At 64.1% G+C, this 25,264-nt stretch carries 26 protein-coding genes; 22 read left to right on the forward strand and 4 right to left on the reverse strand.

The window, feature by feature from the left end; genetic code table 11:
- Nucleotides 1-88 precede the first annotated feature (88 nt).
- From F1002_RS03345 to pip, 7 genes are read left to right on the forward strand one after another with little or no spacing between them, the layout of a single operon-like run.
- Nucleotides 89-859, forward strand: coding sequence for a quinoprotein dehydrogenase-associated SoxYZ-like carrier (locus F1002_RS03345; protein ID WP_150427600.1), 771 nt, complete (start codon nucleotides 89-91; stop codon nucleotides 857-859).
- Nucleotides 856-1,794 (forward strand): quinoprotein relay system zinc metallohydrolase 1, encoded by a 939-nt coding sequence (locus tag F1002_RS03350; RefSeq protein ID WP_150427601.1) that lies wholly within the window; start codon nucleotides 856-858, stop codon nucleotides 1,792-1,794. The genes F1002_RS03345 and F1002_RS03350 overlap by 4 nt, the downstream gene beginning before the upstream one ends.
- A complete protein-coding gene (locus F1002_RS03355) occupies nucleotides 1,791-2,492 on the forward strand; it encodes an energy transducer TonB (protein ID WP_150427602.1) in 702 nt (233 codons plus the stop codon). Before F1002_RS03350 ends, F1002_RS03355 begins: the two co-directional genes overlap by 4 nt.
- Entirely contained in the window at nucleotides 2,489-4,795 is a 2,307-nt protein-coding gene (locus F1002_RS03360) for a TonB-dependent receptor (protein ID WP_150427603.1), read from the forward strand. Before F1002_RS03355 ends, F1002_RS03360 begins: the two co-directional genes overlap by 4 nt.
- 2 nt (nucleotides 4,796-4,797) lie before the next feature.
- The gene (locus F1002_RS03365) at nucleotides 4,798-6,186 is read left to right on the forward strand and encodes an ATP-binding protein (RefSeq protein WP_150427604.1); all 1,389 of its coding nucleotides are present in this window, start codon (nucleotides 4,798-4,800) and stop codon (nucleotides 6,184-6,186) included.
- The gene (locus F1002_RS03370) at nucleotides 6,183-6,824 is read left to right on the forward strand and encodes a response regulator transcription factor (RefSeq protein WP_150427605.1); all 642 of its coding nucleotides are present in this window, start codon (nucleotides 6,183-6,185) and stop codon (nucleotides 6,822-6,824) included. The genes F1002_RS03365 and F1002_RS03370 overlap by 4 nt, the downstream gene beginning before the upstream one ends.
- 11 nt (nucleotides 6,825-6,835) lie before the next feature.
- Nucleotides 6,836-7,786, forward strand: a complete 951-nt coding sequence (gene pip / locus F1002_RS03375) for a prolyl aminopeptidase (protein WP_223879435.1) — start codon at nucleotides 6,836-6,838, stop codon at nucleotides 7,784-7,786.
- Nucleotides 7,787-7,793: 7 nt separating this feature from the next.
- Here the strand turns inward: pip and F1002_RS03380 are convergent, their stop codons facing one another.
- The gene (locus F1002_RS03380) at nucleotides 7,794-8,366 is read right to left on the reverse strand and encodes a hypothetical protein (protein ID WP_150427606.1); all 573 of its coding nucleotides are present in this window, start codon (nucleotides 8,364-8,366) and stop codon (nucleotides 7,794-7,796) included.
- 260 nt (nucleotides 8,367-8,626) lie between these two features.
- On the opposite strand from F1002_RS03380, the gene F1002_RS03385 reads away from it, so the two are divergent.
- On the forward strand, nucleotides 8,627-9,271 hold the full coding sequence (locus tag F1002_RS03385) for a DsbA family oxidoreductase (RefSeq protein WP_150427607.1): 645 nt from the start codon (nucleotides 8,627-8,629) through the stop codon (nucleotides 9,269-9,271).
- Between the two features lie 86 nt (nucleotides 9,272-9,357).
- Here the strand turns inward: F1002_RS03385 and F1002_RS03390 are convergent, their stop codons facing one another.
- On the reverse strand, nucleotides 9,358-11,448 hold the full coding sequence (locus tag F1002_RS03390; RefSeq protein ID WP_191090290.1) for a TonB-dependent siderophore receptor: 2,091 nt from the start codon (nucleotides 11,446-11,448) through the stop codon (nucleotides 9,358-9,360).
- Here F1002_RS03390 and F1002_RS03395 point away from each other — a divergent pair.
- From F1002_RS03395 to F1002_RS03405, 3 genes are read left to right on the forward strand one after another with little or no spacing between them, the layout of a single operon-like run.
- Nucleotides 11,423-11,809: a hypothetical protein gene (locus tag F1002_RS03395; RefSeq protein ID WP_150427609.1), complete on the forward strand. Its 387-nt coding sequence runs from the start codon at nucleotides 11,423-11,425 to the stop codon at nucleotides 11,807-11,809. The genes F1002_RS03390 and F1002_RS03395 overlap by 26 nt on opposite strands.
- 35 nt (nucleotides 11,810-11,844) lie before the next feature.
- Nucleotides 11,845-12,165 (forward strand): hypothetical protein, encoded by a 321-nt coding sequence (locus tag F1002_RS03400; RefSeq protein ID WP_150427610.1) that lies wholly within the window; start codon nucleotides 11,845-11,847, stop codon nucleotides 12,163-12,165.
- Between the two features lie 24 nt (nucleotides 12,166-12,189).
- A complete protein-coding gene (locus tag F1002_RS03405; RefSeq protein WP_150427611.1) occupies nucleotides 12,190-13,641 on the forward strand; it encodes a DegQ family serine endoprotease in 1,452 nt (483 codons plus the stop codon).
- A gap of 31 nt (nucleotides 13,642-13,672) precedes the next feature.
- Here F1002_RS03405 and F1002_RS03410 read toward each other — a convergent pair whose 3' ends face one another.
- A complete protein-coding gene (locus F1002_RS03410; RefSeq protein WP_223879436.1) occupies nucleotides 13,673-15,238 on the reverse strand; it encodes a sigma-54-dependent Fis family transcriptional regulator in 1,566 nt (521 codons plus the stop codon).
- A 425-nt stretch (nucleotides 15,239-15,663) separates the two neighbouring features.
- Between F1002_RS03410 and F1002_RS03415 the strand changes: the two genes are divergently transcribed.
- The 7 genes from F1002_RS03415 to F1002_RS03445 are packed head-to-tail and all read left to right on the forward strand — an operon-like array spanning nucleotide 15,664 to nucleotide 20,653.
- On the forward strand, nucleotides 15,664-15,933 hold the full coding sequence (locus F1002_RS03415) for a phenol hydroxylase subunit (protein ID WP_150427612.1): 270 nt from the start codon (nucleotides 15,664-15,666) through the stop codon (nucleotides 15,931-15,933).
- A 41-nt stretch (nucleotides 15,934-15,974) separates the two neighbouring features.
- Nucleotides 15,975-16,964, forward strand: coding sequence for an aromatic/alkene monooxygenase hydroxylase subunit beta (locus F1002_RS03420; protein ID WP_150427613.1), 990 nt, complete (start codon nucleotides 15,975-15,977; stop codon nucleotides 16,962-16,964).
- Nucleotides 16,965-16,972: 8 nt separating this feature from the next.
- Entirely contained in the window at nucleotides 16,973-17,242 is a 270-nt protein-coding gene (locus F1002_RS03425; protein WP_150427614.1) for an MmoB/DmpM family protein, read from the forward strand.
- A gap of 14 nt (nucleotides 17,243-17,256) precedes the next feature.
- Complete coding sequence (locus tag F1002_RS03430) at nucleotides 17,257-18,813, forward strand: aromatic/alkene/methane monooxygenase hydroxylase/oxygenase subunit alpha (RefSeq protein ID WP_150427615.1); 1,557 nt, start codon at nucleotides 17,257-17,259, stop codon at nucleotides 18,811-18,813.
- A 58-nt stretch (nucleotides 18,814-18,871) separates the two neighbouring features.
- A complete protein-coding gene (locus F1002_RS03435) occupies nucleotides 18,872-19,228 on the forward strand; it encodes a phenol hydroxylase subunit P4 (RefSeq protein WP_150427616.1) in 357 nt (118 codons plus the stop codon).
- 12 nt (nucleotides 19,229-19,240) lie between these two features.
- Nucleotides 19,241-20,302, forward strand: coding sequence for an NADH:ubiquinone reductase (Na(+)-transporting) subunit F (locus F1002_RS03440; protein WP_150427617.1), 1,062 nt, complete (start codon nucleotides 19,241-19,243; stop codon nucleotides 20,300-20,302).
- An 18-nt stretch (nucleotides 20,303-20,320) separates the two neighbouring features.
- Nucleotides 20,321-20,653, forward strand: coding sequence for a 2Fe-2S iron-sulfur cluster binding domain-containing protein (locus F1002_RS03445; protein WP_150427618.1), 333 nt, complete (start codon nucleotides 20,321-20,323; stop codon nucleotides 20,651-20,653).
- 24 nt (nucleotides 20,654-20,677) lie between these two features.
- On the opposite strand, the gene F1002_RS03450 is transcribed toward F1002_RS03445, so the two are convergent.
- A complete protein-coding gene (locus F1002_RS03450) occupies nucleotides 20,678-21,388 on the reverse strand; it encodes a GntR family transcriptional regulator (RefSeq protein WP_150427619.1) in 711 nt (236 codons plus the stop codon).
- Between the two features lie 182 nt (nucleotides 21,389-21,570).
- On the opposite strand from F1002_RS03450, the gene F1002_RS03455 reads away from it, so the two are divergent.
- Genes F1002_RS03455 through dmpE form a run of 4 tightly spaced genes read left to right on the forward strand, consistent with a single transcriptional unit; the run spans nucleotide 21,571 to nucleotide 25,256 of the window.
- A complete protein-coding gene (locus F1002_RS03455; protein WP_150427620.1) occupies nucleotides 21,571-22,497 on the forward strand; it encodes a catechol 2,3-dioxygenase in 927 nt (308 codons plus the stop codon).
- Nucleotides 22,497-22,925, forward strand: a complete 429-nt coding sequence (locus F1002_RS03460) for a heme-binding protein (RefSeq protein ID WP_150427621.1) — start codon at nucleotides 22,497-22,499, stop codon at nucleotides 22,923-22,925. The genes F1002_RS03455 and F1002_RS03460 overlap by 1 nt, the downstream gene beginning before the upstream one ends.
- A gap of 40 nt (nucleotides 22,926-22,965) precedes the next feature.
- Nucleotides 22,966-24,420 carry a 2-hydroxymuconic semialdehyde dehydrogenase gene (locus F1002_RS03465; protein ID WP_150427622.1) on the forward strand — a complete coding sequence of 485 codons (1,455 nt, stop codon included), beginning with the start codon at nucleotides 22,966-22,968 and terminating at the stop codon, nucleotides 24,418-24,420.
- 53 nt (nucleotides 24,421-24,473) lie between these two features.
- On the forward strand, nucleotides 24,474-25,256 hold the full coding sequence (gene dmpE, locus F1002_RS03470; RefSeq protein ID WP_150427623.1) for a 2-oxopent-4-enoate hydratase: 783 nt from the start codon (nucleotides 24,474-24,476) through the stop codon (nucleotides 25,254-25,256).
- Nucleotides 25,257-25,264: the final 8 nt, after the last annotated feature.

Consider the following 25,264-nt stretch of genomic DNA (forward strand, 5'->3'; position numbering starts at 1 on the left):
TTTGAGCGTGGCGAGGCGGGATTGGCATGCCGCTTGCACAACAGTTCCGCAAACAGCCCCGTAGGGCGGATTGGAGCGAGACAGAGACATGAAATACCCCCTGACCATTGCGGCCATTGCGCTGGCGGCCCTGATGTCGCCGGCCGAAGCCGCCGCCCTCAAGGACGGTGGCGACCCGCTCGCCTCGGCGCGCTGGACGGACATGGAAAAAACCTTCCTGGCCGGGGCCCCCGTGCTCTTCGATCCGCGCGTCAAGGTGGTCGCCCCGTCGACTGCGGAAAACCCGATGCAGGTGCCGGTGACCGTCGATGCCACGGCGCTGCCGGGGATCGTCGAGGTCGTGGTGTTCGCCGATTTCAACCCCATCGTTCAGGTGCTGCGCTTCTTTCCCGAGGAAGCGCCGGCCTATCTCGGGTTCCGCGTCAAGCTCCAGCAATCTTCCCCGGTGCGGGCCGCCGTGAAGACGAGCGATGGCGTCTGGCATGTCGGCGGCACCTGGGTGAACACCGTCGGCGGGGGCTGCACGGCCCCGTCGGCGGCAGCCGCGTCGCCGGAATGGCAGAAGCGCCTCAACGAGGTGAGCGGCCGCCAGTGGTCGCAGGGGCCGAATGCCGGCCGCGTCCGCCTGCGCATCGTGCATCCCATGGATACCGGCCTGGTGGCCGGTACGCCGGCCTTCCACATCGAGGAAATCAACTTCACCGATACCGCCGGCCGGCGCCTGATGCGCGTGCAGACCTACGAGCCGGTCAGCGAAAACCCGGTGTTCACGCTGCAGCGCGGCGTCGGCGGCGGCGCGCTCGAAGCCAGCGGCCGGGACAACAACGGGAACCTCTTCAAGGCAAGGATAGAGCAATGAAGCGCCTGCTCTGCCTCCTGCTCGTTCTGCTGGCCGGCAGCCTGGCCGCCGACGACTTCGACTATCGGCTCGTGGCGCAGCCGGTGGCCAGGGATGTCTATGTCTTCATCGGCAAGACCGAGGATTTCGACACCATCAACGGCGGCAACATCGTCAACACCGGGTTCATCGTCGGCACCGACGGCATCGTCGTCATCGACAGCGGCCCGTCGCTGCGCTACGGCCAGCAGATGCGCCGGGCCATCGCCCGGGTCAGCGACAAACCGGTGCTGCTGGTCATTAATACCCACCACCATCCCGACCATTTTCTCGGCAACCAGGCCTTTGCCGATGTACCCATCGGCGCACTCGCCGATACGCGGCAAGGCATCGCCCGGGACGGCGACGCTTTTGCCGAAAACCTGTTCCGGATGAGCGGCAACTGGATGAAGGGCACCGAGGTACAGGTGCCGAACCGCACATTGAGTGCCGGCAAGCTGGCGGTGGCCGGTCGTTCGCTGCGCCTGATCGCGCTCGACGGACATACCGGGGCCGATCTTGCGGTCTTCGACGAGCAGAGCGGCACCTTGTTCGCCGGCGACCTCGCGTTCAACGGCCGGGCGCCGACCACGCCGCATGCGCAGGTGGCTCATTGGCTGGCCGCCCTCGATCAGCTGGAAAAACTCACCCGCGAATCCGATTTCTCGGTACTCGTGCCGGGGCACGGCGCCGTCACGCACGATGCCGCGCCGATCCGCCAGACCCGCGACTGGCTGAACTGGCTGACTGCCAGCCTGCGCGAGGCGGCCCGCGCCGGGCTGGATATGAACGAAGTATTGGCCCGCCCCTTGCCGCCGGTCTATGACGGTTTGCCCGTGGGGGCGGCCGAATACCGCCGCTCGGTCGGCCATCTGTTCCCCGCCTTCGAGCAGGATGCTCTGGAGTCCGGCCGGTGAATGCCTGGGAACATCGCCGTTTCCGCGTCATGCTGGGCCTTTCGGCGCTGCTGCATGGCGCGCTGCTGGCGATGGTCGCCGGGCCGCGCCCGCCGAGCCAGCAGCCTGCGCTCATGGCGTCGATCCGCCTGATCGATGCGTCGCCTGCTGCGCCAGCCGCCGCGCCGGCGGCGATTTCCCCGAAAGCCCGGCTGGATGAACCGCGCATCGAACGCACCGTGCCTCCCCATCCGGGCAGGATTGCCAGGCCGGCCACCGCATCCCTCCCGGCACCGGCTGCCGGCCCTGTCGATGCACCGGTCTCCGAGCCGCTTCCGGCGCCGGCCAGCGCGGCCCCGATGGCCGCAGCGGCAGGCGAAGCCACGCGCCCGGCGGCGCCTTCGGCACCCGCCCAGTCCGACATGCTGGCCAGCTACCGCCAGCGTCTGACCGAGCTGTTCGCGCGCGGCTATGAATATCCCCGCATCGCCGCCCTGCGCGGCTGGGAAGGGGAGGTCCGCCTGCGTCTGAAAGTCGCCCGCAAGGGCAACCTGCTCGGTGTGCATCTCGACCGCTCGAGCGGTTTCGCCGTTCTCGACCAGCACGCGCTGGCCCTGCTCGAAGGCCACGGCAACCTGCCGCCCTTCCCGGAGGCGCTCGAGGGCAGCGAAATCCAGGTCATCGTTCCAATCAACTACAAACTCAGAAAAACGACATGAAGAGACAAAACCATCAACCGAAGCTGCTGGCGGTCGCGCTTGCGGCAGCCTTCGCGCCCGCCTGGGCGCAGCAAGCCGTGACCACCGCCCCCGTCGAGATCGTGGGCACCACGCCACTGGCCGGCATAGGGGTGCCGCGCCTGCACCTGCCGACCAATGTCCTGTCGCTGGATGACCGCCGGCTGGAGGAAATCGAGAGCCTGAACATCGCCGAGCAGTTGCAGCGCCAGGCGCCGGCCGTGACGATCAACGAAATCCAGGGCAATCCCTACCAGGCCGACCTCAACTACCGCGGCTTCACCGCCTCGCCGCTGCTTGGCACCGCACAGGGACTGTCGATCTACGTCGACGGCGTGCGCGTCAACGAACCGTTCGGCGATACCGTGAACTGGGACCTGATTCCCCATTCGGCGATTGCCGGCATCGACCTGATCCCCGGTTCGAATCCGGCTTTCGGCCTCAACACCCTGGGCGGGGCGCTGGCCATCCGCACCAAGAGCGGCTTCTCGCATCCCGGCGGCAAGCTCGAACTGTCCGGCGGCAGCTTCGGACGCAGCAATACCGAGCTGGCGTGGGGTGGCAACAACGGCACTGTCGGCTGGTATGCCGCCGGCGACTGGTTCCGCGAGGACGGCTGGCGTGATTACTCGCCCTCCGACGTCAAGCAGTTCTTCGGCAAGCTGTCGTTTCGCAACAGAGCCGGCGAGGCCGACCTGACCCTGACCCAGGCACGCAGCCGGCTGATCGGCAACGGCCTGGTGCCGCAGTCCCTGTTCTCGGAGCGTCGCGCGGCCATCTTCACCCACCCCGACCAGACGCGCAACGACCTCACCCAGCTCGGCCTCAACGGCAAGCTGTGGCTGGGCGACAACCAGAGCCTGAGCGGCAACGTCTATGTTCGCAAGACGCGGACCCGCACGCTGAACGGCGACATGAACGACGACTACGAGAACGACTGGCCGATCGATCCGAATACGCCGAGCGGCGCCCATAACCGGACGCAGACGCGGCAGATCGGCACCGGTGGCGCGGTGCAGTGGAACCTGACGACCAATGCGCACCAGCTGGCGCTCGGTGGCTCGTGGGACCAGGCCCGCATGCGCTTTGCACAGACGCGGCAGCTGGGCTCGCTGAACGATTCGCGCGGCATCGACCAGCTGCTCGTCGAGAACGAGGAAAACCGGCTGTGGGGGACCACCCGCACGGCCAGCCTGTTCGCCACCGATACCTGGTCGATCACCCCCGTACTGCACCTGACGGCCTCGGCGCGCTACAACATGAGCCGGGTCACCACGCACGACGAGCACAACCCGAACCCGCCCAACCTCGACGGCGATCACAGCTACCGCAAGCTCAACCCGGCCCTCGGCCTGAGCTGGCAGGTGCTGCCGGCGCTCAACGCCTACGCCGGCTTCAGTCAGGGCAACCGCATTCCAACCCCCATCGAACTCGGCTGCGCCGACCCGGCCAACCCGTGCACCCTGCCCAACTCGATGGCCGCCGATCCCTACCTGAAGCAGGTCGTCTCGCGCACGCTGGAAGCCGGCCTGCGCGGCAACCTGCCGGGCGCTACCCAGTGGAATGCCGGGGTCTATCGCACATTGAACACCGACGACATCCTGTTCGTCGGCACCTCGACCAGCGCCGGCTACTTCACCAATTTCGGCAAGACGCAGCGCCAGGGCTTCGAACTCGGCCTCAACGGCAGCCTGAGCGCTGTCGACTGGTTCGCCAGCTACAACTGGCTGCACGCCACTTTCCGCTCCAGTGCCTGCCTGCTGGCCGAGAACAACAGCACGCGCGGCACGGCGGCGGAATGCACGGGGGGCGGTCAGGACGACGAAATCTTCGTGAAGAAGGGCAATCGCCTGCCCGGCTTGCCCGAGCACAGCGCCAAGTTCGGCCTGAGCTGGCGGGCGACCGACTGGCTGCGCGTCGGCGGCGACGTGCAGGCTTTCTCCAGCCAATACGTACGCGGTAACGAGAACAACCAGCACCAGGGCGGCACCGCCACCGATGCACTGGGCAATACCCGCACCTTCGACGGTCCGGGCAAGATCGGCGGCTACGCCATCCTGAACCTCAATGCCGAGGCCCGGCTCGGCGGCGGCTGGCAGCTCTTCGCCAAGGTGAACAACCTGTTCGACCGCCGCTATGCCACGGCCGGTGCGCTGGCCGAGAACCCCTTCGTCGCCGGCAGCTTCCAGACCAACCCGGACGACTGGCGTCGCCAGACCTTCGTCGCGCCGGGCGCACCGCGCGCCGCGTGGGTCGGCGTGCGCTACATTTTCGGCGGCAAATGACCATGCCCGGGCCGTTTTCGCTTCCCTCTCCGGGCCAGGCCGGCCTGCACACGCGTGTCGGCCTGGTGCTGAGCGCGCTGGCGGCCAGCCTATTGCTGGTGCTGGGCGGCCTGTGGCTGCACGCCACGCGCAATGCGGTGCATGAAGAAGTCGAGGCGGCGACGCGGGTGTCGGAGCAATGGCTGAGGGTGGTGATCGGCGAATTGCAGGCGTTGCCGCCGGACGTGCGCGGCGAGCGCTTGCTTGCCGTGGCGACGGGCATCGGCCGGGTGCGCGCCAACGTGCTGACGGTGCACGATGCGGGCGGTCAGTTGCGCCATGTCTCGCCGCCATCGCCCTACAAGGCCGGCCGCGAGGCTCCGGGGTGGTTCGCCGACCTGCTCTCCAGCCCGTTGCCGCCGCGTCATTTGAGCATGGACGGTTACCGGCTGAGCCTGCTGCCGGATTCGTCGCGGGCAGTGCTCGACGCCTGGGACGAATTGCAGGGCATGGCCGGCTGGGCCTTGCTGGCGCTACTGGCGCTGTTTGCCGGCGTGCGCCAGGCGCTGGGCCGGGCGCTGCGACCGCTCGATCAGGTCATGCAAGCGCTGGACCGTACCGGGCGCGGCCGTTTCGATACGCGGCTGCCGCAGTTCGCTTCGCCCGAGCTCGGCCGCCTGGCGCGGGCTTTCAACGGCATGGCCGACCGGCTGAAGGCGGCGGTGGACGACAACGTCCGGCTCGAGACGGCGAGGGAAGTGGCCGAGCAAATGCAGGCCCGGGTCGAACTGGAGCGTCGCGCCGAGCGCGAGAGCATCGCCCGCGAACTGCACGACGAGTTGGCGCAAGGCATCACGGCGGTACGCGCGCTGGGCGGCGCCATCGCGCAGCGCACCGCGGAGCAGCCGGCGCTGCACGGTCACGCGCAGAGCATCGTCGCGGTGACCGGCGAGATGCAGAACGGGGTCCGGCGCATCCTGCATCGCCTGCGTTCCAAGCCGGACGATCTGTCCGTGCGCCTGGCACAGTACATCGAGGCCTGGCGCGGGCAGCACGGTATCGCGCTGGACAGCCGGATTTCCCTGCCCGATGGCGCGATTGACGACGAGCTGGCGCAAGGGGTGCTGAGGATCGTGCAAGAAGGGCTGACCAACGTTGTCCGCCATGCGCGAGCCAGCCGGGTCGAACTGACCGTGCTGGCGAACGACGCGGAATGGCGGGTCCGCCTTGCCGACAACGGTTGCGGCGCCGGCCAGGGGCCGTCGGAGCAGGGCGGTTGCGGGCTGGGCTTGCGGGGTATGCGCGAACGGGTCGCCTTGCTGGGCGGCCATCTGGAATTCACCAGCCCGGCAGGGGGCGGCTTCGTTTTCGAGGCGCGTCTGCCGGTCGATGCGAGGAGGGTGGTGTCATGAATCTGCAAGGTGCCCGTGTGCTGCTGGCCGACGACCATGCCATGGTCCGGCTCGGTTTTCGTCTGCTGCTCGAAGGGGCAGGCGCCCAGGTCGTCGCCGAGGCCGACACCGGCGAAAGCGCGGTGCGCCTGTACGCCGAGTGCAATCCCGACGTGACGGTGATGGATGTGTCGATGCCGGGCATCGGTGGCCTGGCGGCGCTGGAGCGGCTGCTGCTGTGGGATGGCAAGGCCCGCGTGCTGATGCTCTCGGCGCATCACGACGACATCGTGCCGGTGCGTGCCCTCAAGCTCGGCGCCCGCGGCTACCTGTGCAAGCGGGCGTCGCCGGAGGAATTCCTGAGGGCGGTCGGCGAGGTGCGCCGGGATCGTCGCTATCTCGATCCCGAATTGGCCCAGGCCGTGGCCCTGGCGCAGCTGTCGGGCTCGGCCAACCCGGTCGGAGCGCTGACCGAGAAGGAACTGGCCGTCTTCCTGAAGCTGGCCGAGGGGCGTTCGGTCAACGACGTGGCGAGTGATTTCTGCCTCAGCCCGAGCACGGTCGGTACGCATCTCTATCACATCAAGCAGAAACTCAACGTGCAGAACGCCGCCGAATTGACGCTGGTTGCCGTGCGCAACGGCCTGATCGAATCCTGAACGGAGCAGCGGTGACCGCCGACTTCTTGTATCCCGAAGTGAAACCGCGCTGCGCGCGGCGCATGGCCGTCGGCGACGGCCATTATCTGTATGTCGAGGAAGTGGGGCCGACGGATGGCTTGCCGGTGCTCTTCCTGCATGGCGGCCCGGGCAGCGGCTGCACCGCGGCGCAACGCCGGCTGTTCGATCCGCAGCGCTTCCGCGCGGTGCTCATCGACCAGCGCGGGGCCGGGCGCAGCCAGCCGCTGGGTGCACTGAACGAGAACACGACCGCCGATCTGGTCGCCGATCTGGAAATCGTGCGCGAGGCGCTGGGCATCCCGATGTGGATCGTCTTCGGCGGCTCGTGGGGCAGCCTGCTGGCGCTGGCCTATGCCCAAATCTATCCGGAGCGCGTGCTCGGGCTGGTCCTGCGCGGCATCTTTCTCGGCTCGCAGGCGGAAATCGCGTCGTATGCCGGCGGCGGGAATCCGGGCGCCCGGCAGGCCTGGCTCGCCTTCTCGCGGGCGTTGGGGATGGCCGCTTCCGGCGACCTCCTGCTGGCTGCCTGCGCAGCACGCGTGCTGGGCGAGGATGCCGGCGAGGCCGAGCGGGCCAGCCGGGCCTGGCTGGATTACGAGCGCGCCTTGCTCGACGAGGCGCCGCTCGGCCGCTTGCCCGATGCCCGGGAGTTGGCCAAGGTACGCATCCAGATGCATTACCTGTCGCGGAACTGCTTCCTGAGTCCGGGCCAGTTGCTGGCCGGTGTCGAACGCCTGCGTCATTTGCCGGCCGCCATCGTGCAGGGCTTGTCCGATCCGGTCTGCCCGCCATATACGGCGCAGGCTCTACATCAGGCCTGGCCGGAAGCGACCTGGTTCCCCGTCGCCCAAGCCGGCCACGGCGGCCTGTCGCCGCCCATCGCCCGGGCCTGCATCAAGGCGCTGGGCTGGGTGGCCGAGTGTGTCGAGGTCGTCGGCTGAGGCGTTTCTAGAAACAGCTCATCCGGCCGCGCCTTTGCGAGCGGCGCATGACGGCCCGCCAGCGGCTGCGCACGTGATAGACCAGCCCGCGCTGTACCTGCCGACTGCGCCGACGCAAGCTCGCCAGGGCCGCATGCAGGCGCTGGTAAGCCGGATGGGCGTGCAGGCGGTAGAAGACGGCCGACTTGAAGCGGGTGATGGCCGCGTAGCTGCGGGCAAACCAGCCGATCTCCAGCAACTGCCGCCTGGTCAGCGTGAAAATGCGGGCGAGCAGGGCCGTTCCGACGATTTTCGCCGCCATGAAGGTGAGTATGCCGAGCAGCGGTGCGCCATGGGCGAGAAAGTACAGGCCGGCCAGCTTGAACGGCAGCAAGGCCACGCCGGGCACCATGAACAGGGCGAGTGCCACGTAGCGCGGCGCGCCGGCAACCCATGCGTCGATCTGGCGCAGCAGCGGCCACCGGGCCAGCCAGGCCATGGCGCCCTGCAACGGCTCCCACAGCCATTCCCAGAACCACAGAATGAAGGCGGCAAGCAGGATGAACGGCGTGGTCAGGGCGCGCTTCAGGCGGTGTTCCATGACGGAAATCTCGAACGGGACGCCATAGTATATGGAGGGCTGCCTTGCCGTTTGTCGGCTTTGCGTGACGGCGCGTGATCGGAAGGGGCTGGTTCCAGTCTTCCATGACCGGAAGCGCTTGGCGAAAGAAAGGGGTTAGCATGGCAGTTTCACGCCATGCCCGGAGTGGGCCGGGCAAATTTTCAGGCAACGTCGGGAACATTGGGGAGAGGTACGGAGTCCGAGATGGCACACGATCACGGCTTCCTGCAAAAATACACATGCTGACTATCGAAATCGTTTCAGACGTCGTTTGCCCCTGGTGCTTCATCGGCTTGCGGCGCGTCGACGCGGCCATCGAACTGGTACGTCGGGATTTTCCGGACGTTCACTGCCGCAAGCGCTGGCTGCCGTTTTTCCTGAACCCGGATACGCCGCCGGAAGGCGAGCCCTACCTGCCTTTCCTGATCGCCAAGTTCGGCAGTCGCGAAAGGGTCGAGGAAATCTTCACCCGGGTTCGCGATGCGGGGCAACCGTATGGCCTGACGTACGCTTTCGAGAAAATTTCTTTGCGCGCCAACACCTTGCAGGCACATCGCCTGATCCATTGGGCGCAGCAGCGGGGCGATGCCGAGTGCCTGGTCGAGCGCCTGTTCGCCGCCCAGTTCCAGCGCGGCGAACATGTCGGCGATGTCGGCCTGCTGGTGGCCATTGCGGGCGAATGCGGTTATCCGGCCGACGAGGTCGCCGCCTACCTTGCTTCCGATGAGGACAGCGAATTGCTGCGTGCCATGGAAGCCGAGATACGGGCGGTGGGCATTCGCCAGGTGCCGACGTTCATCGTCGACCGCCAGCGCGTGGTGGTCGGCGCCGAAGATCCAGCAATACTGGCCGAAGCGATCCGCGAAACCCTGGCCCGGGACTGAATGCCGCACGGGGCTCCCGGCGGCCAGCTCAACGAAAAAGGGCCGACTTGCGTCAGCCCTTCGCCGGTACGTTGCTTTCCGGGTGATCAGAAGGCGTATTTCACCCCAATCTGGATCAGGCGGGGCATGCCGACCTGGATGCCGCGGGTGCGGTCGACGATATAGGTCTTGTCGAACAGGTTCTTGCCGGTGACAAAGGCCGACAGGGACTTGTCGAAACGATAGTCGAGGGCGGCGTTCCAGACGGTGTAGGCCGCAATCTCGCCCTTTTGCCCATCGGCCGTCGGCGCAACCGTGTTCGCAAAATCGGAATACTGGCTGCCCACGTACTGGGCTTCGATCTGCCCCTTGAACGGACCGATGCCATAGCCGAGTGCGGCGGTCAGCGTATGCTCCGGCGCGTAGGCCTGGCGCTTGCCCTGAACGCCGACGACGGCTCCGTTCGCCACGTTGCGGAAGGCTTCGGTCTGCTCCGCCGTGGGCAGCCAGGTGTAGGCCACGCGGCTGAACACGCCATTCGACAAATTGGCATCGGCGGCCAGTTCGAGGCCTTCGAACAGTGCCTTGCCTTGCGAGAGCGGTGTGCTGCCACCGGCAATCGATCCGACGGCGATCAGGTTGTCATACTTGTTGCGGAAGTAGGCGGCCTGGACGGAAACGCCCGGCAGCGGCTGCGTGCGCACCCCGAATTCGAAGTTCAGCGATTTTTCGTAGTCCACATCGGTGACCGTCCCCGTGCCGCCGATCAGGTCTTCCACGCGCGGCGGGGAAAAACCTTTGTGCAGGCTGGTGAATACGGTCAATGTCCGCATCGGGTTCCAGGTTGCGCCTATCCCCGGCGTAAAGGCATGCACGCTGGATTCACCGGTCTGGCCGGTCAGGCGATTGGTGCGCTCGGCCTTGATCGATTCGTAACGGGCGATCGGCGTCACGCTGAACGAGCCGATATCGAAGCGGTTGGCGATAAAGCCGGAATAGGCGCTGGTCTTGCGCAGATTGCTTTCGACCAGCGTGCCGGTCCGCGCCGTCGGGGCGGTGCCGTTGATCTGCCGGCGATCCTGCTCCTCGAAGTGCGCCCGGACGCCGGCCTGGAACTCGCCCAGGCCGTGTGCCACGGTCAGGCGAGGCTCGATACCCCAGGTTTCGTAGGAGCGCAGGCGCCCCTGGGTGGAGTTGCAGGCATCGGGATTGACGGCGACACCGGCCAGCCGCGACGGATTCAATGCCGCACATTGACCGTCCTGGCTGTTGCTTGCCTGACGCCACCAGTCGCGATCGAACTTGGAGTAATACAGGCTGGTGGTCAGTGTGCTGGTGTCGCTGATCAGAAAGTCGTGCGTGGCCGAAAGACCCGTCCGCTCGGCCTCGAAACGATCGTTCTTGAACGGGTTGTAGCGGGCGCCCTGGCGGTCGTATTCGGCCTGTGTCAAACCGGAATAGGTCAGCATCGAGTCTTCCTTGTAGAAGTTCGCGCGCAGCGTGATCGCATTCCGGTCGCCGAGCATGGCACCGTACTTGACATTGAAATCGTCCAGCTTGTGGTTCATGTTGTCCCGGGCGCCGTCGCCTTCCTTGTGCCCGTAATCCAGGCTCAGGCCGCCGCCGCCGACATTCACCTTGCCGTTGACGAAGCCGCGATTGCCGACGACGCCCTGGAGATACCCGCCAAAGTTCTGGCGCGGCGCCGGTGTGATGTAGTTCACCACGCCGCCCACCGTCTGCGGCCCGAACATCAGCGAACTGGCCCCTTTCAGGACTTCGATGCGCTCGTAGCGGTCCACCATCGGATGGTAGTAGCTGGCATTGTCGCCATACGGCGCATAGGCCAGCGGCAACCCATCCTCGAGCAGGGTGATCTTGGTCGAACGGGTCGGATTCAGGCCGCGCATCGCAATGTTGGGGCGCAGGCCGAAACCTTCCTCGTCGCGGGCGTGAACGCCGGGCACCTTGCGCAGCGCCTCGTTCACGGTGAAGACGTGGGCATCCTCCAGCTCTTTCTTGCCGAGAATCTGGCCGGCACCGCCCAGCGTCGGGAGGTTTTCCTCGCCGCCGATGACCTTGACGGTCGCCAGCATTTTTTCAGGGGGGCTTTCCTTGGCATGGGCAGCCGGCAAGCAGGCATAGGCGGCGGCAATCGCCAGCACGAGCGGCGTGGGAGAAAAATTTTTTCTCGACAAGCAGGACTTCATTTTGACTCTCCAGAGACAGTTTTTTTTGATGCTGGCTGGCTGCCTGGAGAACTCGGTGGGTGGCTGGCTTGCGATAGTGTTGGAACAGCAGTCTGAAATTGTAAATGAAAGTAAATCTCATTTCAATTTAGAGGTCTGCATCCGCCTGACTTTTCGGATACCTGCGCGGAAGGGGCGGCTGGCGGCGGCCTCGTCCCTTCCATCGGGTCTTGCCGGATCGCGATGTTCCCCGCTGCCGGTCGCGGTATTCAAGCGCTCGCCCGGGCCGGATCAGGGAACGGGCACGGTTGAAAAAAATGGATACAAATCGTCGCACAAAGACAACGTGAAAAATCGTGCTTTGGCATGAAACTAAAGCCCATCGTGAGCCTCGAGGAGATTCCCATGCACTCTGATGAAATCCGGAAAGCCCATGTCGTGGCAGCTTTCATGATGACCGCGAGGCGTTATTTCGGCCTGGTGCCGGCAGCGCAATCGACGGTGCGCCGGGGCGGTCCCCATGGCCGGCTACGTCCCGTCTTTCGTTCGCTTCTGGTCGTCGGTTCGCTCGGGACTGCACTGGCGCAGCCGGTATTCGCGATGGAAACGATGCGTTCCGCCACGACGCACGGCGCCGCGAAAAAAAGTGCGCCCAAGCGCGAGACCGCATCGCCCGGAGTGCCTGGCGTCCCGGCTCGCACCGAAGACGAATCTTCCCGTGGTTGATTCATTTCAGGAGGAAAACAGAACATGAAAGCATTGAAGATGACGGTTGTCGCGGTCGCCGTTGCGGCCGCGCTGGGTGGTGCCTATTCCTTCGGACAACTGCAGACGGTCGCCAGCGCGCATGCCGTGCCGTCGGCTGCCGTATCGCCGCAGAATGAAGCACAACCGGGCGTTGCGCCGCTTGCACTGCCCGACATGCGCGGCATCGTTGCCGCCAACGCTCCGGCGGTCGTGAATATCAGCGTCAGCGGGACACGCAAGACCGCAGCCGGCATACCCCAGCTTGATCCGGACGATCCGCTCTATCAGTTTTTCCGTCGTTTCGGCGGGCAGGTGCCGCAGGGCAAGACGCCGGTGCAGGGAATGGGGTCTGGATTCATCGTCAGTGCCGACGGCACGATCCTGACCAATGCCCATGTCGTCGAGGACGCCGACGAAGTGACTGTCAAACTGAACGACAAGCGCGAGTTCAAGGCCAAGGTTCTGGGTGCCGACAAGGCCAGCGACGTGGCCGTGTTGAAGATCGACGCCAAGGATCTTCCGTTCGTTCGCATCGGTACGTCGGCGCCGACGAAGGTCGGCGAATGGGTGCTGGCCATCGGCTCGCCCTTCGGTTTCGAGAGCAGTGCCAGCGCGGGCATCGTGTCGGCCAAATCGCGCTCGCTGCCGGACGGAAGCTATGTGCCGTTCATCCAGACCGACGTCGCGGTCAATCCCGGCAACTCGGGCGGCCCGCTGTTCAACATGAACGGCGAGGTGATCGGCATCAACTCGCAGATTTATTCGCGCAGTGGCGGGTATCAGGGCTTGTCCTTCGCCATTCCGATCGAGGTGGCGATGAACGTTGAGCGGCAGATCGTGACCACCGGCAAGGTCCAGCGCGGCAAGCTGGGCATCAGCATCCAGGAGGTCAACCAGGCCTTGGCCGACACTTTCGGTCTTGCCAAGCCGGCCGGCGGCCTGGTTTCTTCCGTGGAAAAGGGCGGCCCGGCAGCCAGGGCCGGGATCGAACCCGGGGACGTGATCATCGGCATCGACGGCAAGGCGGTGAATTCAGCCGGCGATCTGCCGGCGGCCGTGGCCCTGAAAAAACCGGGCGAATCGACCCGCCTGCAGATCTGGCGCAAGGGCAAGGCACAGGATATCGAGATCAAGGTCGGCAGCTTCGGCGAGGAGAAAGTCGCCGCGGCGGAAGCGCCGAGCATCGACAAGGGGCGCCTGGGTGTCGCCGTCCGGCCGCTGACGCCGGATGAAAAACGCCAGGCCGGCGTGACAGCGGGCCTGGTCGTCGAACAGTCCGGCGGCTCTGCCGCGAAGGCTGGCATTCAACCGGGCGACATCATCCTGTCGGTCAACGGCCAGTCGGTCGGTAGCGTCGACCAGCTGCGCACCGCCATTGCCAGCGTGGGCAAGAAGGCGGCCATTCTGGTCGAGCGGGGGGAGTCTCGCATTTTCGTGCCGGTCGATCTCGGCTGAGGGCCGTTTTTTCGTACCGGCGCCCGCTCAGCTACCGTCCTTCTTTTTCAGCCGGTATTGCAACTGCGTCGAGGATGGCGTCGATCAAGGCCGCGGAGGCGCAGGGTTCCTTTTTCCGTTCGAGGCTGCCGGCCTGGGAAATCTGCGCTTCGCTGAAGTCGCTGGCGGCGACGTTGGCGAACAGGTGCTCGAGTTCGATCCAGCCGCCGTTGGGGGCGAGGATGAGGCCGCGCTCGATCATGTTTTCCAGTTCGCGCACGTTGCCCGGCCATTGGTAGGCCTTGATGGCCTGCATGGCCTTGTCGCTGATGCCGAGCAGCTTCTTCTCGTAAAGCGTGCAAAAGCGGGCGAGCATGGCTTCGATGAGCAGGGGGATGTCGGCGATGCGTTCGCGCAGTGGCGGAATCTGGATGGGATAGACGCTGAGCCGGTAATAGAGGTCGGAACGGAAGCGCCCGGCCTTGACTGCGGCCTGCAGGTCAACGTTGGTGGCGGCGACGAGGCGGATGTTGAGCTTGCGCACCCGGTCGTCGCCCAGACGCTCGATCTCGCCCTCCTGCAGCACGCGCAGCAGCTTGGCCTGGGCGGCGAGCGGCAGTTCGCCGATTTCGTCGAGGAACAGCGTGCCGCCGTCGGCCCGCTCGAACTTGCCCATGCGCGAAGTCTGGGCGCCGGTGAAGGCGCCCTTTTCTACGCCGAATAGCTCGGATTCGATCAGGTCGTTGGGCATCGCTGCGCAATTGACCGCCACGAACGGACCCTGCTTGCGGTTGCTCATCTGGTGAAGGGTGCGCGCGAAACGCTCCTTGCCGACACCGGTTTCACCGAGCAGCAGCACGGTAACCTGGGTGCCGGAAGCACGGGTCACCAGATCGTGGGCGTGCTGGAAGCCCTTGGAATTGCCGACCAGCTGCGGTGTCTGCGTCTGTTGCGAGATGGTGGTGCGCAGATAGTCGACCTGGTGGCGCAGTTCCAGCAGGTGATTGAGCATCGAATCGGATTCGAAGTAGCTGGCATGCTGGTCGGCATCGTCCCACTCCTCGAGCGGCTTGCCGACGATGCGGCAGTGATTGTGGCCGCAGGCGACGCATTCGACTTCCTTGAACAGGATGAAACGGCCCATGAAAGCCGAGGTGTAACCCGAGGCGTAGCCGATCTGCGACCAGCACACCGCTTCCTCCGACTGGCCCAGTTCGCGCAGGTGGATGTCCTGTTCCCAGGAGTTCTCCCACAGGAATTCGCCGTAGAAATTGCCGCTGTCGAAATCGAGCTTCATGTCGATTGGCGTGACGCGGACGATGCCTTCCAGCATGTGGAGTTGCGGACCGGTGAAGAAGGCGTCCTGCATCGACTGATGGCCGCGGATGCGCTTGGCCAGTTCGGCATCGCAGACGCCGGCGGCATAACCCATGCGGGTGAGCAGGCGGCGGGCGTGTTCCTTGCCGACCGAGCCGACCAGTTCGCGGCGCAAGGCGCCGAGTGCCGAGGTGTGCATGAGCACCATGCGGTTCTCGGCCAGCCAGATCGTGCCGTCCTTTTCGCAAAACTTGACCAGATTGCGCAGGTCGTTCGATTCCGGGTAACGGATGGTTGTCATCTTGTCTCTCTGTTACGAATGGCCCTCGTTACCGGGGTGATCCGCTTTGTTTTCTGTACGGCTGCCTGCCGGTTGGCTCGAGCAATTTTGCTCCGGTAACCGATAATTTTCTCGAGATTATTTCACGGTTTTGTTTGCCGTGGGGGGCGAAATCGCGCGCCATTCATATGGCATGGCCGCATGCAAAGCGGGGAAGCGGCTGCTTTGTCCGGCGTCTTTCAGGTAACAAAAACAGACAGCCGGCAGTTGATCATTTGATTGCCTTAATCGAAATTTATTCATCAAATCGTAATGATGCAGTGCGGAAAAATGGCTGCTGGTTTTTTGTGATTTCAATAAAAACAGATGCTTAACCCATTGGCACGCTCCTTGATAAAGAGATGGCCGGCAGCGATGGGCGCTGCGCCGCTTTCAGGAGATGGACGATGGGGCAACAAGAAAGGCAGGGGGGGGCGTTCGATGCGGGGCGTCGCTACGTTCGCGTCTGTAATCGTCGTCCGGACGGTTTCATCGAATTCGAGTTCTCGATCGGTGATCCCGAACTGGCGGTCGAGCTGATGTTGCCCGAATCCGCATTTCATGAGTTCTGCTTGGCCAACGAGGTCATCGTGCTCGATCCGGCGACGTCGGATCAGGGCGACTGGGTTTCCCGGTTGAACGATGCCTCGCGCCAGGGATTTGAAGACGCAGTCTGAACACACCATCCCGCTCGCGGGAATAACGAGAGGAGACCTACATGCAGATTGATCTGCGCACCGTGGCCATCAAGCCCTTGCGCCACACCTTCGACCACCTGGTCGAGCGCTTCGGCGACAAGCCGGCCAGCCGTTACCAGGAAGGCAGCTACAACATCCAGCAGGAGCATATCTTCCACTACCGCCCGACCTGGGATGCGGATCGCGTGCTGTTCGACAAGAAGCGCACCAAGATTCAAATGAAAGACTGGTATGCGCTGAAGGACCCGCGCCAGTACTACTACGGCGCCTACACCATCGCCCGGGCTCGCCAGCAGGATGCTGCCGAGTCGAGCTTCGAGATGATCGAGGATCGTGGCCTGGCCGAGCTGATTCCGGCCGATCTGAAGCAGATCGCCCTGGATGTGCTGGTGCCGATGCGCCACGTCGAATGGGGCGGCAACATGGGGAATTCCTACATCACCGCCTACGGCTACGGCACGGTCATTACCCAGCCCTGCCTGTATCACGCGATGGACCACCTGGGCGTCGCGCAGTACCTGACCCGTATCGGCCTGGTGCTGGATGGCCCGGATGCGCTCGATGCCGCCAAGGATGCCTGGATGTCCGGCGCGCTGTGGCAGCCGATGCGTCGCCATGTCGAGAACATGCTGGTACTGGATGACTGGTTCGAGATTTTCGTCGCCCAGAACCTGGTGCTCGAAGGCCTGCTCAACCCGATGCTCTACGACTATCTGGACGCCGAATTCTCGGCCAAGGGCGGCACGGCCATCTCGATGATGACCCGCTTCATGGCCGAATGGTCGACCGAAACGGCCAAGTGGATCGATGCGCAGATCAAGACGGCTGCCGCCGAATCGCCCGAGAACAAGGAGCAGCTCGGTGCCTGGGTCAAGCACTACCGCTCGGCTACCCGCGAGGCGCTGGCACCGATTGCCCGGCGTGCCTTCGGCGACCAGGCCGACGACGTGCTGGCCGATCTCGTATCCGAATTCAACGCCCGCTGCGCCAAGCTCGGCCTGGCGGTCTAGGAGTTTCCATGTCTACCGTATTCATCGCCTTTCAAACCAACGAGGACACACGTCCCATCGTCGAGTCCATCCTCGCCGACAACCCGCATGCGGTGCTCGACGAGCAACCGGCCATGGTCAAGATCAATGCCGAGGGCCAGCTGGTCATCAAGCGCGAATCCATCGAAGAGCGCATCGGCCGCAATTTCGACCTGCAGGAATTGCAGATCAACCTGATCACCCTGTCCGGGAATATCGACGAAGACGACGACCAGTTCACGCTGGCCTGGAAAAACTGAGGAAGGAGACTCTCATGGACATGAAAGCCAACAAGAAAAAGCTGGGCCTGAAGGAAAAATACGCCCATATGACGCGCGGTCTGGATTGGCAGACCACCTACCAACCGATGGACAAGGTGTTCCCGCAGGCCACCTTCGAAGGCATCAAGATTCACGACTGGGAGAAGTGGGAAGACCCCTTCCGTCTGACCATGGACGCCTACTGGAAATACCAGGCCGAGAAGGAGCGCAAGCTCTACGCCGTGCTCGATGCCTTCGCCCAGAACAACGGCCACCTCGGCATTACCGATGCGCGCTACCTGAATGCGGTCAAACTGTTCCTGACCGGCATCTCGCCGCTGGAATACGTCGCCCACCGCGGCTTTGCCGCCGCCGGCCGCAACTTCCCGGGCGTCGGCCCGCGCGTTGCCTGCCTGATGCAGTCGATCGACGAGATTCGTCACGCCCAGACCCAGATTCACGCCCTGTCGAACTACAACAAGTTCTACGAAGGCTTCCACGCCGGTGCGGCCCACCAGATCGAACGCATCTGGTACCTCTCCGTGCCCAAGTCCTTCTTCGACGACGCCTTTTCGGCCGGCCCCTTCGAATGGATGATCGCCATCGGCTTCTCCTTCGAGTACGTGCTGACCAACCTGCTGTTCGTGCCCTTCATGTCCGGTGCCGCCTACAACGGCGACATGGCGACCGTGACCTTCGGCTTCTCGGCGCAGTCCGACGAAGCCCGTCACATGACCCTGGGCCTTGAGTGCATCAAGTTCATGCTCGAGCAGGACCCGGATAACCTGCCCATCGTCCAGAAGTGGATCGACAAGTGGGCCTGGCGCGGCATCCGCGTGCTGACCCTGGTCGGCATGATGATGGACTACATGCTGCCGAAGCGCGTCATGAGCTGGAAGGAAGCCTGGGAAATCTACTTCGAGCAGAACGGCGGCGCCCTGTTCAACGACCTGGCCAAGTACGGCATCAAGGTGCCGGACTGCATCACCCAATGCACGGTCGACAAGGAGCACATCTCCCACCAGGCCTGGTGCACTTTCTACCAGTATGCCCACGCCTCGGCCTTCCACACCTGGCTGCCGAACGCCGAGGAAATGGACTGGCTCTCCGCCAAGTACCCGAATACCTTCGACAAGTACTACCGGCCGCGTTACGAGCAGTGGCGCGAAATGGCCGACAAGGGCGAGCGTTTCTACAACAACACGCTGCCCATGCTGTGCCAGGTCTGCCAGATCCCGATGGTGTTCACCGAGCCGGACGACCCGAGCAAGATCTGCTATCGCGAGTCCGATTACCAGGGCGAGAAGTACCACACCTGTTCGGACGGCTGTAAGCACATCTTCGACGACGAGCCGGAGAAGTACATCCAGGCCTGGCTGCCGGTGCACCAGATCTACCAGGGCAACTGCTGGCCGGAGGGCACCGACCCGACCGCCGAGGGCTTCGACCCGATGGCCAAGGTCCTCGAGTGGTATCACATCGAGAACGGCAAGGACAACCTCGACTACGAAGGCTCAGGCGACCAGGCCAACTTCGCCGCCTGGCGTGGCGCGGCCACCCAGAACACCTGATCGACCACAACCGGCGGAGGGCGATTGCGCCCTCCCGACAAGAATTTAGGAGACGAACATGGCTGTCAAAGCCCTTAGCGAATACAACTTCCCGGCTGCCGATACGCAGGACAAGTTCCACGGCAACCAGCTGCTCTACGTCGGCTGGGACGACCACCTGATGTTCTGTGCGCCGTTTGCCTACTGCATTCCGCCGAGCACCAAGTTCTCGGAGCTGGTCGAGAAGCATCTGCCGCATTCCTTCGGGCCGCACCCGGAATGGGCCAAGGTCGATGTCAGCAAGATCGTCTGGCTCAAGTCGGGGCAGCCCTTCCAGCCCGACATGAACAAGACGCTGGCCGAGCAGGGCCTCGAGCACAAGACCGCGCTGCGCATGCAGACGCCTGGCCTGAACGGCAACGGCACCTACTTCTGATCCGAGGGCGGCATGAGCTACGAACTGACCATCGAACCGCTTGGCCAGACCATTGAAGTCGAGGATGGCCAGACCATCCTCGACGCCGCCCTGCGCGCCGGCATCTATCTGCCCCATGCTTGTTGCCACGGCCTGTGCGCAACCTGCAAGGTGCAGGTGACCGACGGCGAGATCGATCACGGCGAGGCATCGACCTTTGCCCTGATGGACTTCGAGCGCGAGGAGGGCAAGTGCCTGGCCTGCTGCGCCCGACTCGAATCGGACGTGGTGATCGAGGCCGAGATCGAGGACGATCCCGATTCGCTGAACCTGGCGGTCGAGGATTACGAAGGCGAGGTGGTCAGGATCGAATCGTTGACGCCGACGATCAAGGGCATCTGGCTCAAGCTGGACCGGCCGATGAAGTTCCAGGCCGGCCAGTACGTCAATCTGGAAATCGATGCGCTGGGCGGCCAGTCGCGCGCCTTCTCGCTGGCCAATGCGCCGCAGACCGATGATGTCGTCGAGCTGAACGTGCGCATCGTGCCCGGCGGGCAGGTCACGACCTGGCTGCACGAGCAGCTGAAGGTCGGCGACCGGCTCAAGTTCAGCGGCCCGTATGGGCGGTTCTTCGTCAAGAAGTCGGCTAATGTGCCGCTGGTCTTCATGGCCGGCGGCTCAGGCCTGTCCAGCCCGAAGTCGATGATCGAGGACCTGCTCAGCGAAGGCTGCGAATTGCCGATGACCCTCGTCTATGGCCAGCGCAGCCGCGCCGAGCTGTATTACGACGCCGAGTTCCGGGCTTTGGCCGAGAAATACGCGAATTTCACCTACGTGCCCTCGCTTTCCGAGGAGCCGGCGGGTTCCGACTGGGACGGCGCGCGCGGTTTCGTGCATGAAGCGGCCAAGGCGCACTTCGACAACGACTTCCGTGGCCACAAGGCCTACCTGTGCGGTCCGCCGGCGATGATCGAGGCCTGCATCACGGCGCTGATCCAGGGGCGGCTGTTCGAGCGCGACATCTACATGGAGAAATTCTTCTCCGCGGCCGACGCCTCGCAGCAACTGAAAAGCCCGCTGTTCAAGAACATCTGAGCGGGAGACAGAGCGGCCATGATCTATTTCAACGTGTTGATCGAGGAAACCGGCGAAACCTATCGCTGTTCACCGCAGGAGTCGTTGCTGGCCGGCATGGAGCGGCTGGGCAAGAAGGGCATCCCGGTGGGGTGCCGGGGCGGCGGATGCGGCGTGTGCAAGGTGGAGATCACCGCCGGTACCTATTTCAAGCGGGTGATGAGCCGCGACTACGTCAGCGTCGAGGACGAGGCAGCGGGCCGGGTTCTGGCCTGCCGGGTACGGCCGACCAGCGACATCACGCTGAAGGTGCTGGGCAAGATGGCGAAGAACGTCTGCAGCACCCGGCCGGCCTTGCCGGCGGCGGTGTAGGGCGGAGCGGGCGGGAATGGCGACTCAGGCCTGTCGCCTCTCGTTCAGCTGGTCGGCCGGAATCGCCTGGACGGAACGGAAGGTCAGGCGGATGTGTTCGGACAGGATATCGGCGGCCTTGTCGGCGTCGCGGTTCATGGCGGCATGGAGCAGGGCTTCGTGCTCGTTGTGGATGTCGCGCGGAATGGGCTGCAGGTAAAGCGACATGCGCCGATAGCGTTCGGCCTGCTGATAGAGGATGGACAGGAAATGCTTCAACCAGCGCGACGGGCAGGCGGCAATCAGCACCTCGTGGAAGATGCGGTTGCGTTCCTCCCACTCTTCCCGGTCTTCGCTGCCGATGCGTTTTTCCTCGGCCTTGGCCAGACGGTGGAAGGCGGCGAGCAGATTGGCCTCCCAGGCATCGTCGCCCATGGCGATGGACTGGCGCAGGGCGTCGCATTCGAGCATGACGCGGGTCTGGGTGATGTCCTCGAAATCCTCGAGCGACACCGGGGCGACACGAAAGCCTCGCTGCCCCTGGCTGACGACGAGGGCATCGGAGATGAGCAGGGAGAGCGCCTCGCGCAGGGTGCCGGCGCCGACGCCGTAGTTGTCCTTGAGGTGCTCGACGCGGAGCTTCTCGCCTGGTGCCAGGCGGCCTTCGATGATGTCGCGCCGCAAGGCGCGGTAGGCCGATTCGACCAGGGTTTTCGGCTCGGTGGCGAGGATTTCGGCAGGTGGGCTGATGTTCATGATGTTTGAATTGTCGGTAGGCCGCGGTTCCAAAATTCTAACCCGATAAACGAAATTTTCGGGTGAATTTAAAAATCTCGAGAAAATGTATTGACATCGAGATTGCTTGTAAATATCGTTACGTTAAATCGATTGCATGGATTTTTATGCGATCACCCCACTCAAAAAACAGGAGAAGACAAATGGCAATGACTGGCGTACTGCGTCCCGGACACGCTCAAATGCGGGTTCTCGACATCGAAGAAAGCGTTGATTTCTATTCGAAGGTGCTGGGCCTGATCGAAACCGGTCGCGATGCACAGGGCCGCGTTTATTTCAAGACCTGGGAAGAGCGCGATCACAGCAGCGTGATCCTGCGCCAGGCCGATACCGCCGGTATCGATTTCTTCGCCTTCAAGGTGGACAGCGATGCCACGCTGGCCAAGCTGGAGAAGGATCTGAACGCCTACGGCGTCGCCACCAAGCGCATCCCGGCCGGCGAACTGCTGGAAACCGGCGAGCGCGTGCGCTTCACGCTGCCGACCGGCCACGACATCGAGCTGTATGCCCACAAGACCGCCATCGGCAACGAGATGGGCGAACTCAATCCGGAAGCCTGGTGCGCCAGCGCCGAGAAGGGCATCGCCCCGATCCGCCTCGACCACTGCCTGCTCTACGGTCCGGACATCGAGAAGGCCCAGGCCATCCTGCAGGACGTGCTCGGCTTCTACCTCGTCGAGCACATCGCCCTCGATGACAACCAGGACCTGGCCATCTGGCTGTCGTGCTCGACCAAGGCTCACGACATCGCCTTCGTTCGCCATCCGGAGCCGGGCAAGCTGCACCACGTTTCCTTCCTGCTCGAAACCTGGGAGCAGGTGCTGCGCGCCGCCGACATCATGTCGATGAACCGCGTGTCCATCGACATCGGTCCGACCCGTCACGGCGTCACCCGCGGCACGACGATCTACGCTTTCGACCCGAACGGCAATCGCTTTGAAACCTTCTGCGGCGGCAACTATGCCTATCCCGACCAGAAGCCGACCAAGTGGACGATGGATGAAGTCGGCGCCGCCGTGTTCTATCACGACCGCAAGCTGAACGATCGCTTCCTGACGGTGGTGACCTGATGCAAATCGCCGTCAGCACGCCGGGAATCACGGCCGAGGCAGCTTCCACCGCCTGTGCGGCGGCAGTTGCCTTCGCGGCAGCGAAGGGCTGGAAGATCAATGTCGCGGTCGTCGACCGTGGCGGCAATCTGATGGCCTTCCTGCGCCAGCCGGGGGCCTTCATCCACTCCATCGACATCGCCATCAACAAGGCCTACACGTCGGCCAGCTTCGGCTTTCCGACCAAGGCCTGGATGAGCGCCATCGGGCACGACGACGGGATGAAGTTCGGCTTCTCCAACCAGCCGCGGCTGATCGTGTTTGGCGGCGGCCTGCCGGTTCCCGGTGAGGGCGGCGAATGGATCGGCGGCATCGGCGTCTCCGGTGCCTCCGAATCCGAAGACGAGGAATGTGCGCGTGCGGGGCTGGCCGCCATCGGGCTGGCCTGATTCCGGCAGAACAGCAAACCCAACAAGGATAACAAGGGCAATGAAACAAATCCTGAATTTCATCAATGGCAAATTTGTCGCCACCGGCAAGCAGTTCGAGAAGCGCACGCCGCTCGACAACAGCGTGATCGGCATGGTGCACGAAGCCGGCAAGGCCGAGGTCGATGCCGCGGTCAAGGCCGCGCACGAGGCGCTGGAAGGCCCGTGGGGCAAGATGACCGTGGTCGAGCGCACCGACATCCTGAACAAGGTGGCCGACGAGATCAACCGTCGCTTCGACGAGTTCCTCGAAGCCGAATGCGCCGACACCGGCAAGCCGAAGAGCCTCGCCTCGCATATCGACATTCCGCGCGGTGCCGCCAACTTCAAGATTTTCGCCGACGTGATCAAGAATGCGCCGACCGAATTCTTCGAAATGGCCACCCCGGATGGCAAGGGCGCCATCAACTACGCCATGCGCCGCCCGGTCGGCGTGGTCGGCGTGGTCTGCCCGTGGAACCTGCCGCTGCTGCTGATGACCTGGAAGGTCGGCCCGGCACTGGCCTGTGGCAATACGGTCGTCGTCAAGCCGTCGGAAGAAACCCCGTCTACCGCCACGCTGCTTGGCGAGGTCATGAACGCCTGTGGCGTGCCGAAGGGCGTCTATAACGTGGTGCATGGCTTCGGCCCGAATTCGGCCGGCGAATTCCTGACCACCAACCAGGACGTCAACGCCATCACCTTCACCGGCGAAACCCGCACCGGCGCCGCCATCATGAAGGCCGCCGCCGAGGGTGCCCGTCCGGTCTCGCTGGAAATGGGGGGCAAGAACCCGGCCATCGTCTTCGCCGACGCCAACCTCGATGTCGCCATCGAAGCCACGCTGCGTTCCTGTTTCGCCAACTGCGGCCAGGTCTGCCTGGGTACCGAGCGCGTCTATGTCGAACGTCCCTTCTTCGAGACCTTCGTCGCTGCGCTGAAGGCCGGTGCCGAAAAGCTCAAGCTGGGTGTGCCGAGCGACCCGAGCACCAACATGGGGCCGCTGGTCAGCCAGGAGCACCGCGACAAGGTGCTGTCGTACTACAAGAAGGCGGTCGACGAGGGCGCCACGGTCGTTACCGGTGGCGGTATTCCCGAGATGCCGGGGGAACTGGCCAACGGCGCCTGGGTGCAGCCGACCATCTGGACCGGTCTGGACGACAACGCCGCCGTGGTGCGCGAGGAAATCTTCGGACCCTGCACGACGGTCATGCCCTTCGACAGCGAAGACGAAGTGATCAAGCGCGCCAACGACACCACCTACGGCCTGGCCGCGTCGATTTTCACGCAGGACGTCAATCGCGCCCATCGCGTGGCCGGGAAGATCGAAGTCGGCCTGGTCTGGGTGAACAGCTGGTTCCTGCGCGACCTGCGTACCCCGTTCGGCGGTGCCAAGCAGTCGGGTATCGGTCGCGAGGGCGGCGTGCATTCGCTGGAGTTCTACACCGAGCTCAAGAACGTCTGCATCAAGCTGTAAGGCGATCCGGACATTGGCCGCCCGGCGGCCGATTCAACAGAGGAAAGATCACGATGGACAAAGCACAAATTCTCCAACTGGGCGACGAACTGTACGAGGCGCTGGCTGGCGGCAAGACGGTGAGCCCGCTGACCTCGCGCGGTTTCGACATCACCATCGAGGATGCCTATCACATCCAGCAGCAGATGATTGCGCGTCGCCTGGAAAAAGGCGAAAAGATCATCGGCAAGAAGATCGGCGTCACCAGCAAGGCAGTCATGAACATGCTCGGCGTGCATCAGCCGGACTTCGGCTACCTGCTCGACGGCATGGTGTACAACGAGGGCGAGTCGATTGATATGTCGACGCTCATCCAGCCGAAAGCCGAGGGCGAAATCGCCTTCCTGCTCAAGAAGGACCTGCAGGGTCCGGGCGTGACGGCCGCCGATGTGCTGGCCGCCACCGAAGGCGTCATGGCCTGTTTCGAGATCGTCGACTCGCGTATTACCGACTGGAAGATCAAGATCCAGGACACCGTCGCCGACAACGCTTCCTGCGGTGTTTTCGTGCTCGGCGACCAACTGGTCGACATCAGCAAGGTCGACCTCGCCCTGTGCGGCATGGTGCTCGAGAAGAACGGCGAAATCGTCGTCACCGGCGCCGGTGCCGCGACGATGGGCCACCCGGTCAATGCCATGGTCTGGCTGGCCAATACGCTCGGCCAGCTGGGCATCGCCCTGAAGGCCGGCGATATCGTGCTGTCCGGTGCGATGGGGGCGATGGTTCCGGTGGGCAGGGGCGACAACCTGCGGGTCAGCATCGGCGGTATCGGCGGCTGCTCGGTACGCTTCGTCTGAGCGGATCG

It is taken from the genome of Dechloromonas sp. CZR5 (assembly GCF_008711155.1).
Lineage (GTDB): Bacteria > Pseudomonadota > Gammaproteobacteria > Burkholderiales > Rhodocyclaceae > Azonexus.

What these genes read in the sequence shown, in the direction of transcription:
- F1002_RS03345 (WP_150427600.1), top strand. Translation starts at nt 89, where the DNA reads ATGAAATACCCCCTGACCATTGCGGCCATTGCGCTGGCGGCCCTGATG.
- F1002_RS03350 (WP_150427601.1), top strand. Translation starts at nt 856, where the DNA reads ATGAAGCGCCTGCTCTGCCTCCTGCTCGTTCTGCTGGCCGGCAGCCTG.
- F1002_RS03360 (WP_150427603.1), top strand. Translation starts at nt 2,489, where the DNA reads ATGAAGAGACAAAACCATCAACCGAAGCTGCTGGCGGTCGCGCTTGCG.
- F1002_RS03365 (WP_150427604.1), top strand. Translation starts at nt 4,798, where the DNA reads ATGCCCGGGCCGTTTTCGCTTCCCTCTCCGGGCCAGGCCGGCCTGCAC.
- F1002_RS03370 (WP_150427605.1), top strand. Translation starts at nt 6,183, where the DNA reads ATGAATCTGCAAGGTGCCCGTGTGCTGCTGGCCGACGACCATGCCATG.
- F1002_RS03380 (WP_150427606.1), bottom strand. Translation starts at nt 8,366, where the DNA reads ATGGAACACCGCCTGAAGCGCGCCCTGACCACGCCGTTCATCCTGCTT.
- F1002_RS03385 (WP_150427607.1), top strand. Translation starts at nt 8,627, where the DNA reads ATGCTGACTATCGAAATCGTTTCAGACGTCGTTTGCCCCTGGTGCTTC.
- F1002_RS03400 (WP_150427610.1), top strand. Translation starts at nt 11,845, where the DNA reads ATGCACTCTGATGAAATCCGGAAAGCCCATGTCGTGGCAGCTTTCATG.
- F1002_RS03405 (WP_150427611.1), top strand. Translation starts at nt 12,190, where the DNA reads ATGAAAGCATTGAAGATGACGGTTGTCGCGGTCGCCGTTGCGGCCGCG.
- F1002_RS03410 (WP_223879436.1), bottom strand. Translation starts at nt 15,238, where the DNA reads ATGACAACCATCCGTTACCCGGAATCGAACGACCTGCGCAATCTGGTC.
- F1002_RS03415 (WP_150427612.1), top strand. Translation starts at nt 15,664, where the DNA reads ATGGGGCAACAAGAAAGGCAGGGGGGGGCGTTCGATGCGGGGCGTCGC.
- F1002_RS03420 (WP_150427613.1), top strand. Translation starts at nt 15,975, where the DNA reads ATGCAGATTGATCTGCGCACCGTGGCCATCAAGCCCTTGCGCCACACC.
- F1002_RS03425 (WP_150427614.1), top strand. Translation starts at nt 16,973, where the DNA reads ATGTCTACCGTATTCATCGCCTTTCAAACCAACGAGGACACACGTCCC.
- F1002_RS03430 (WP_150427615.1), top strand. Translation starts at nt 17,257, where the DNA reads ATGGACATGAAAGCCAACAAGAAAAAGCTGGGCCTGAAGGAAAAATAC.
- F1002_RS03435 (WP_150427616.1), top strand. Translation starts at nt 18,872, where the DNA reads ATGGCTGTCAAAGCCCTTAGCGAATACAACTTCCCGGCTGCCGATACG.
- F1002_RS03440 (WP_150427617.1), top strand. Translation starts at nt 19,241, where the DNA reads ATGAGCTACGAACTGACCATCGAACCGCTTGGCCAGACCATTGAAGTC.
- F1002_RS03445 (WP_150427618.1), top strand. Translation starts at nt 20,321, where the DNA reads ATGATCTATTTCAACGTGTTGATCGAGGAAACCGGCGAAACCTATCGC.
- F1002_RS03450 (WP_150427619.1), bottom strand. Translation starts at nt 21,388, where the DNA reads ATGAACATCAGCCCACCTGCCGAAATCCTCGCCACCGAGCCGAAAACC.
- F1002_RS03455 (WP_150427620.1), top strand. Translation starts at nt 21,571, where the DNA reads ATGGCAATGACTGGCGTACTGCGTCCCGGACACGCTCAAATGCGGGTT.
- F1002_RS03460 (WP_150427621.1), top strand. Translation starts at nt 22,497, where the DNA reads ATGCAAATCGCCGTCAGCACGCCGGGAATCACGGCCGAGGCAGCTTCC.
- F1002_RS03465 (WP_150427622.1), top strand. Translation starts at nt 22,966, where the DNA reads ATGAAACAAATCCTGAATTTCATCAATGGCAAATTTGTCGCCACCGGC.
- dmpE (WP_150427623.1), top strand. Translation starts at nt 24,474, where the DNA reads ATGGACAAAGCACAAATTCTCCAACTGGGCGACGAACTGTACGAGGCG.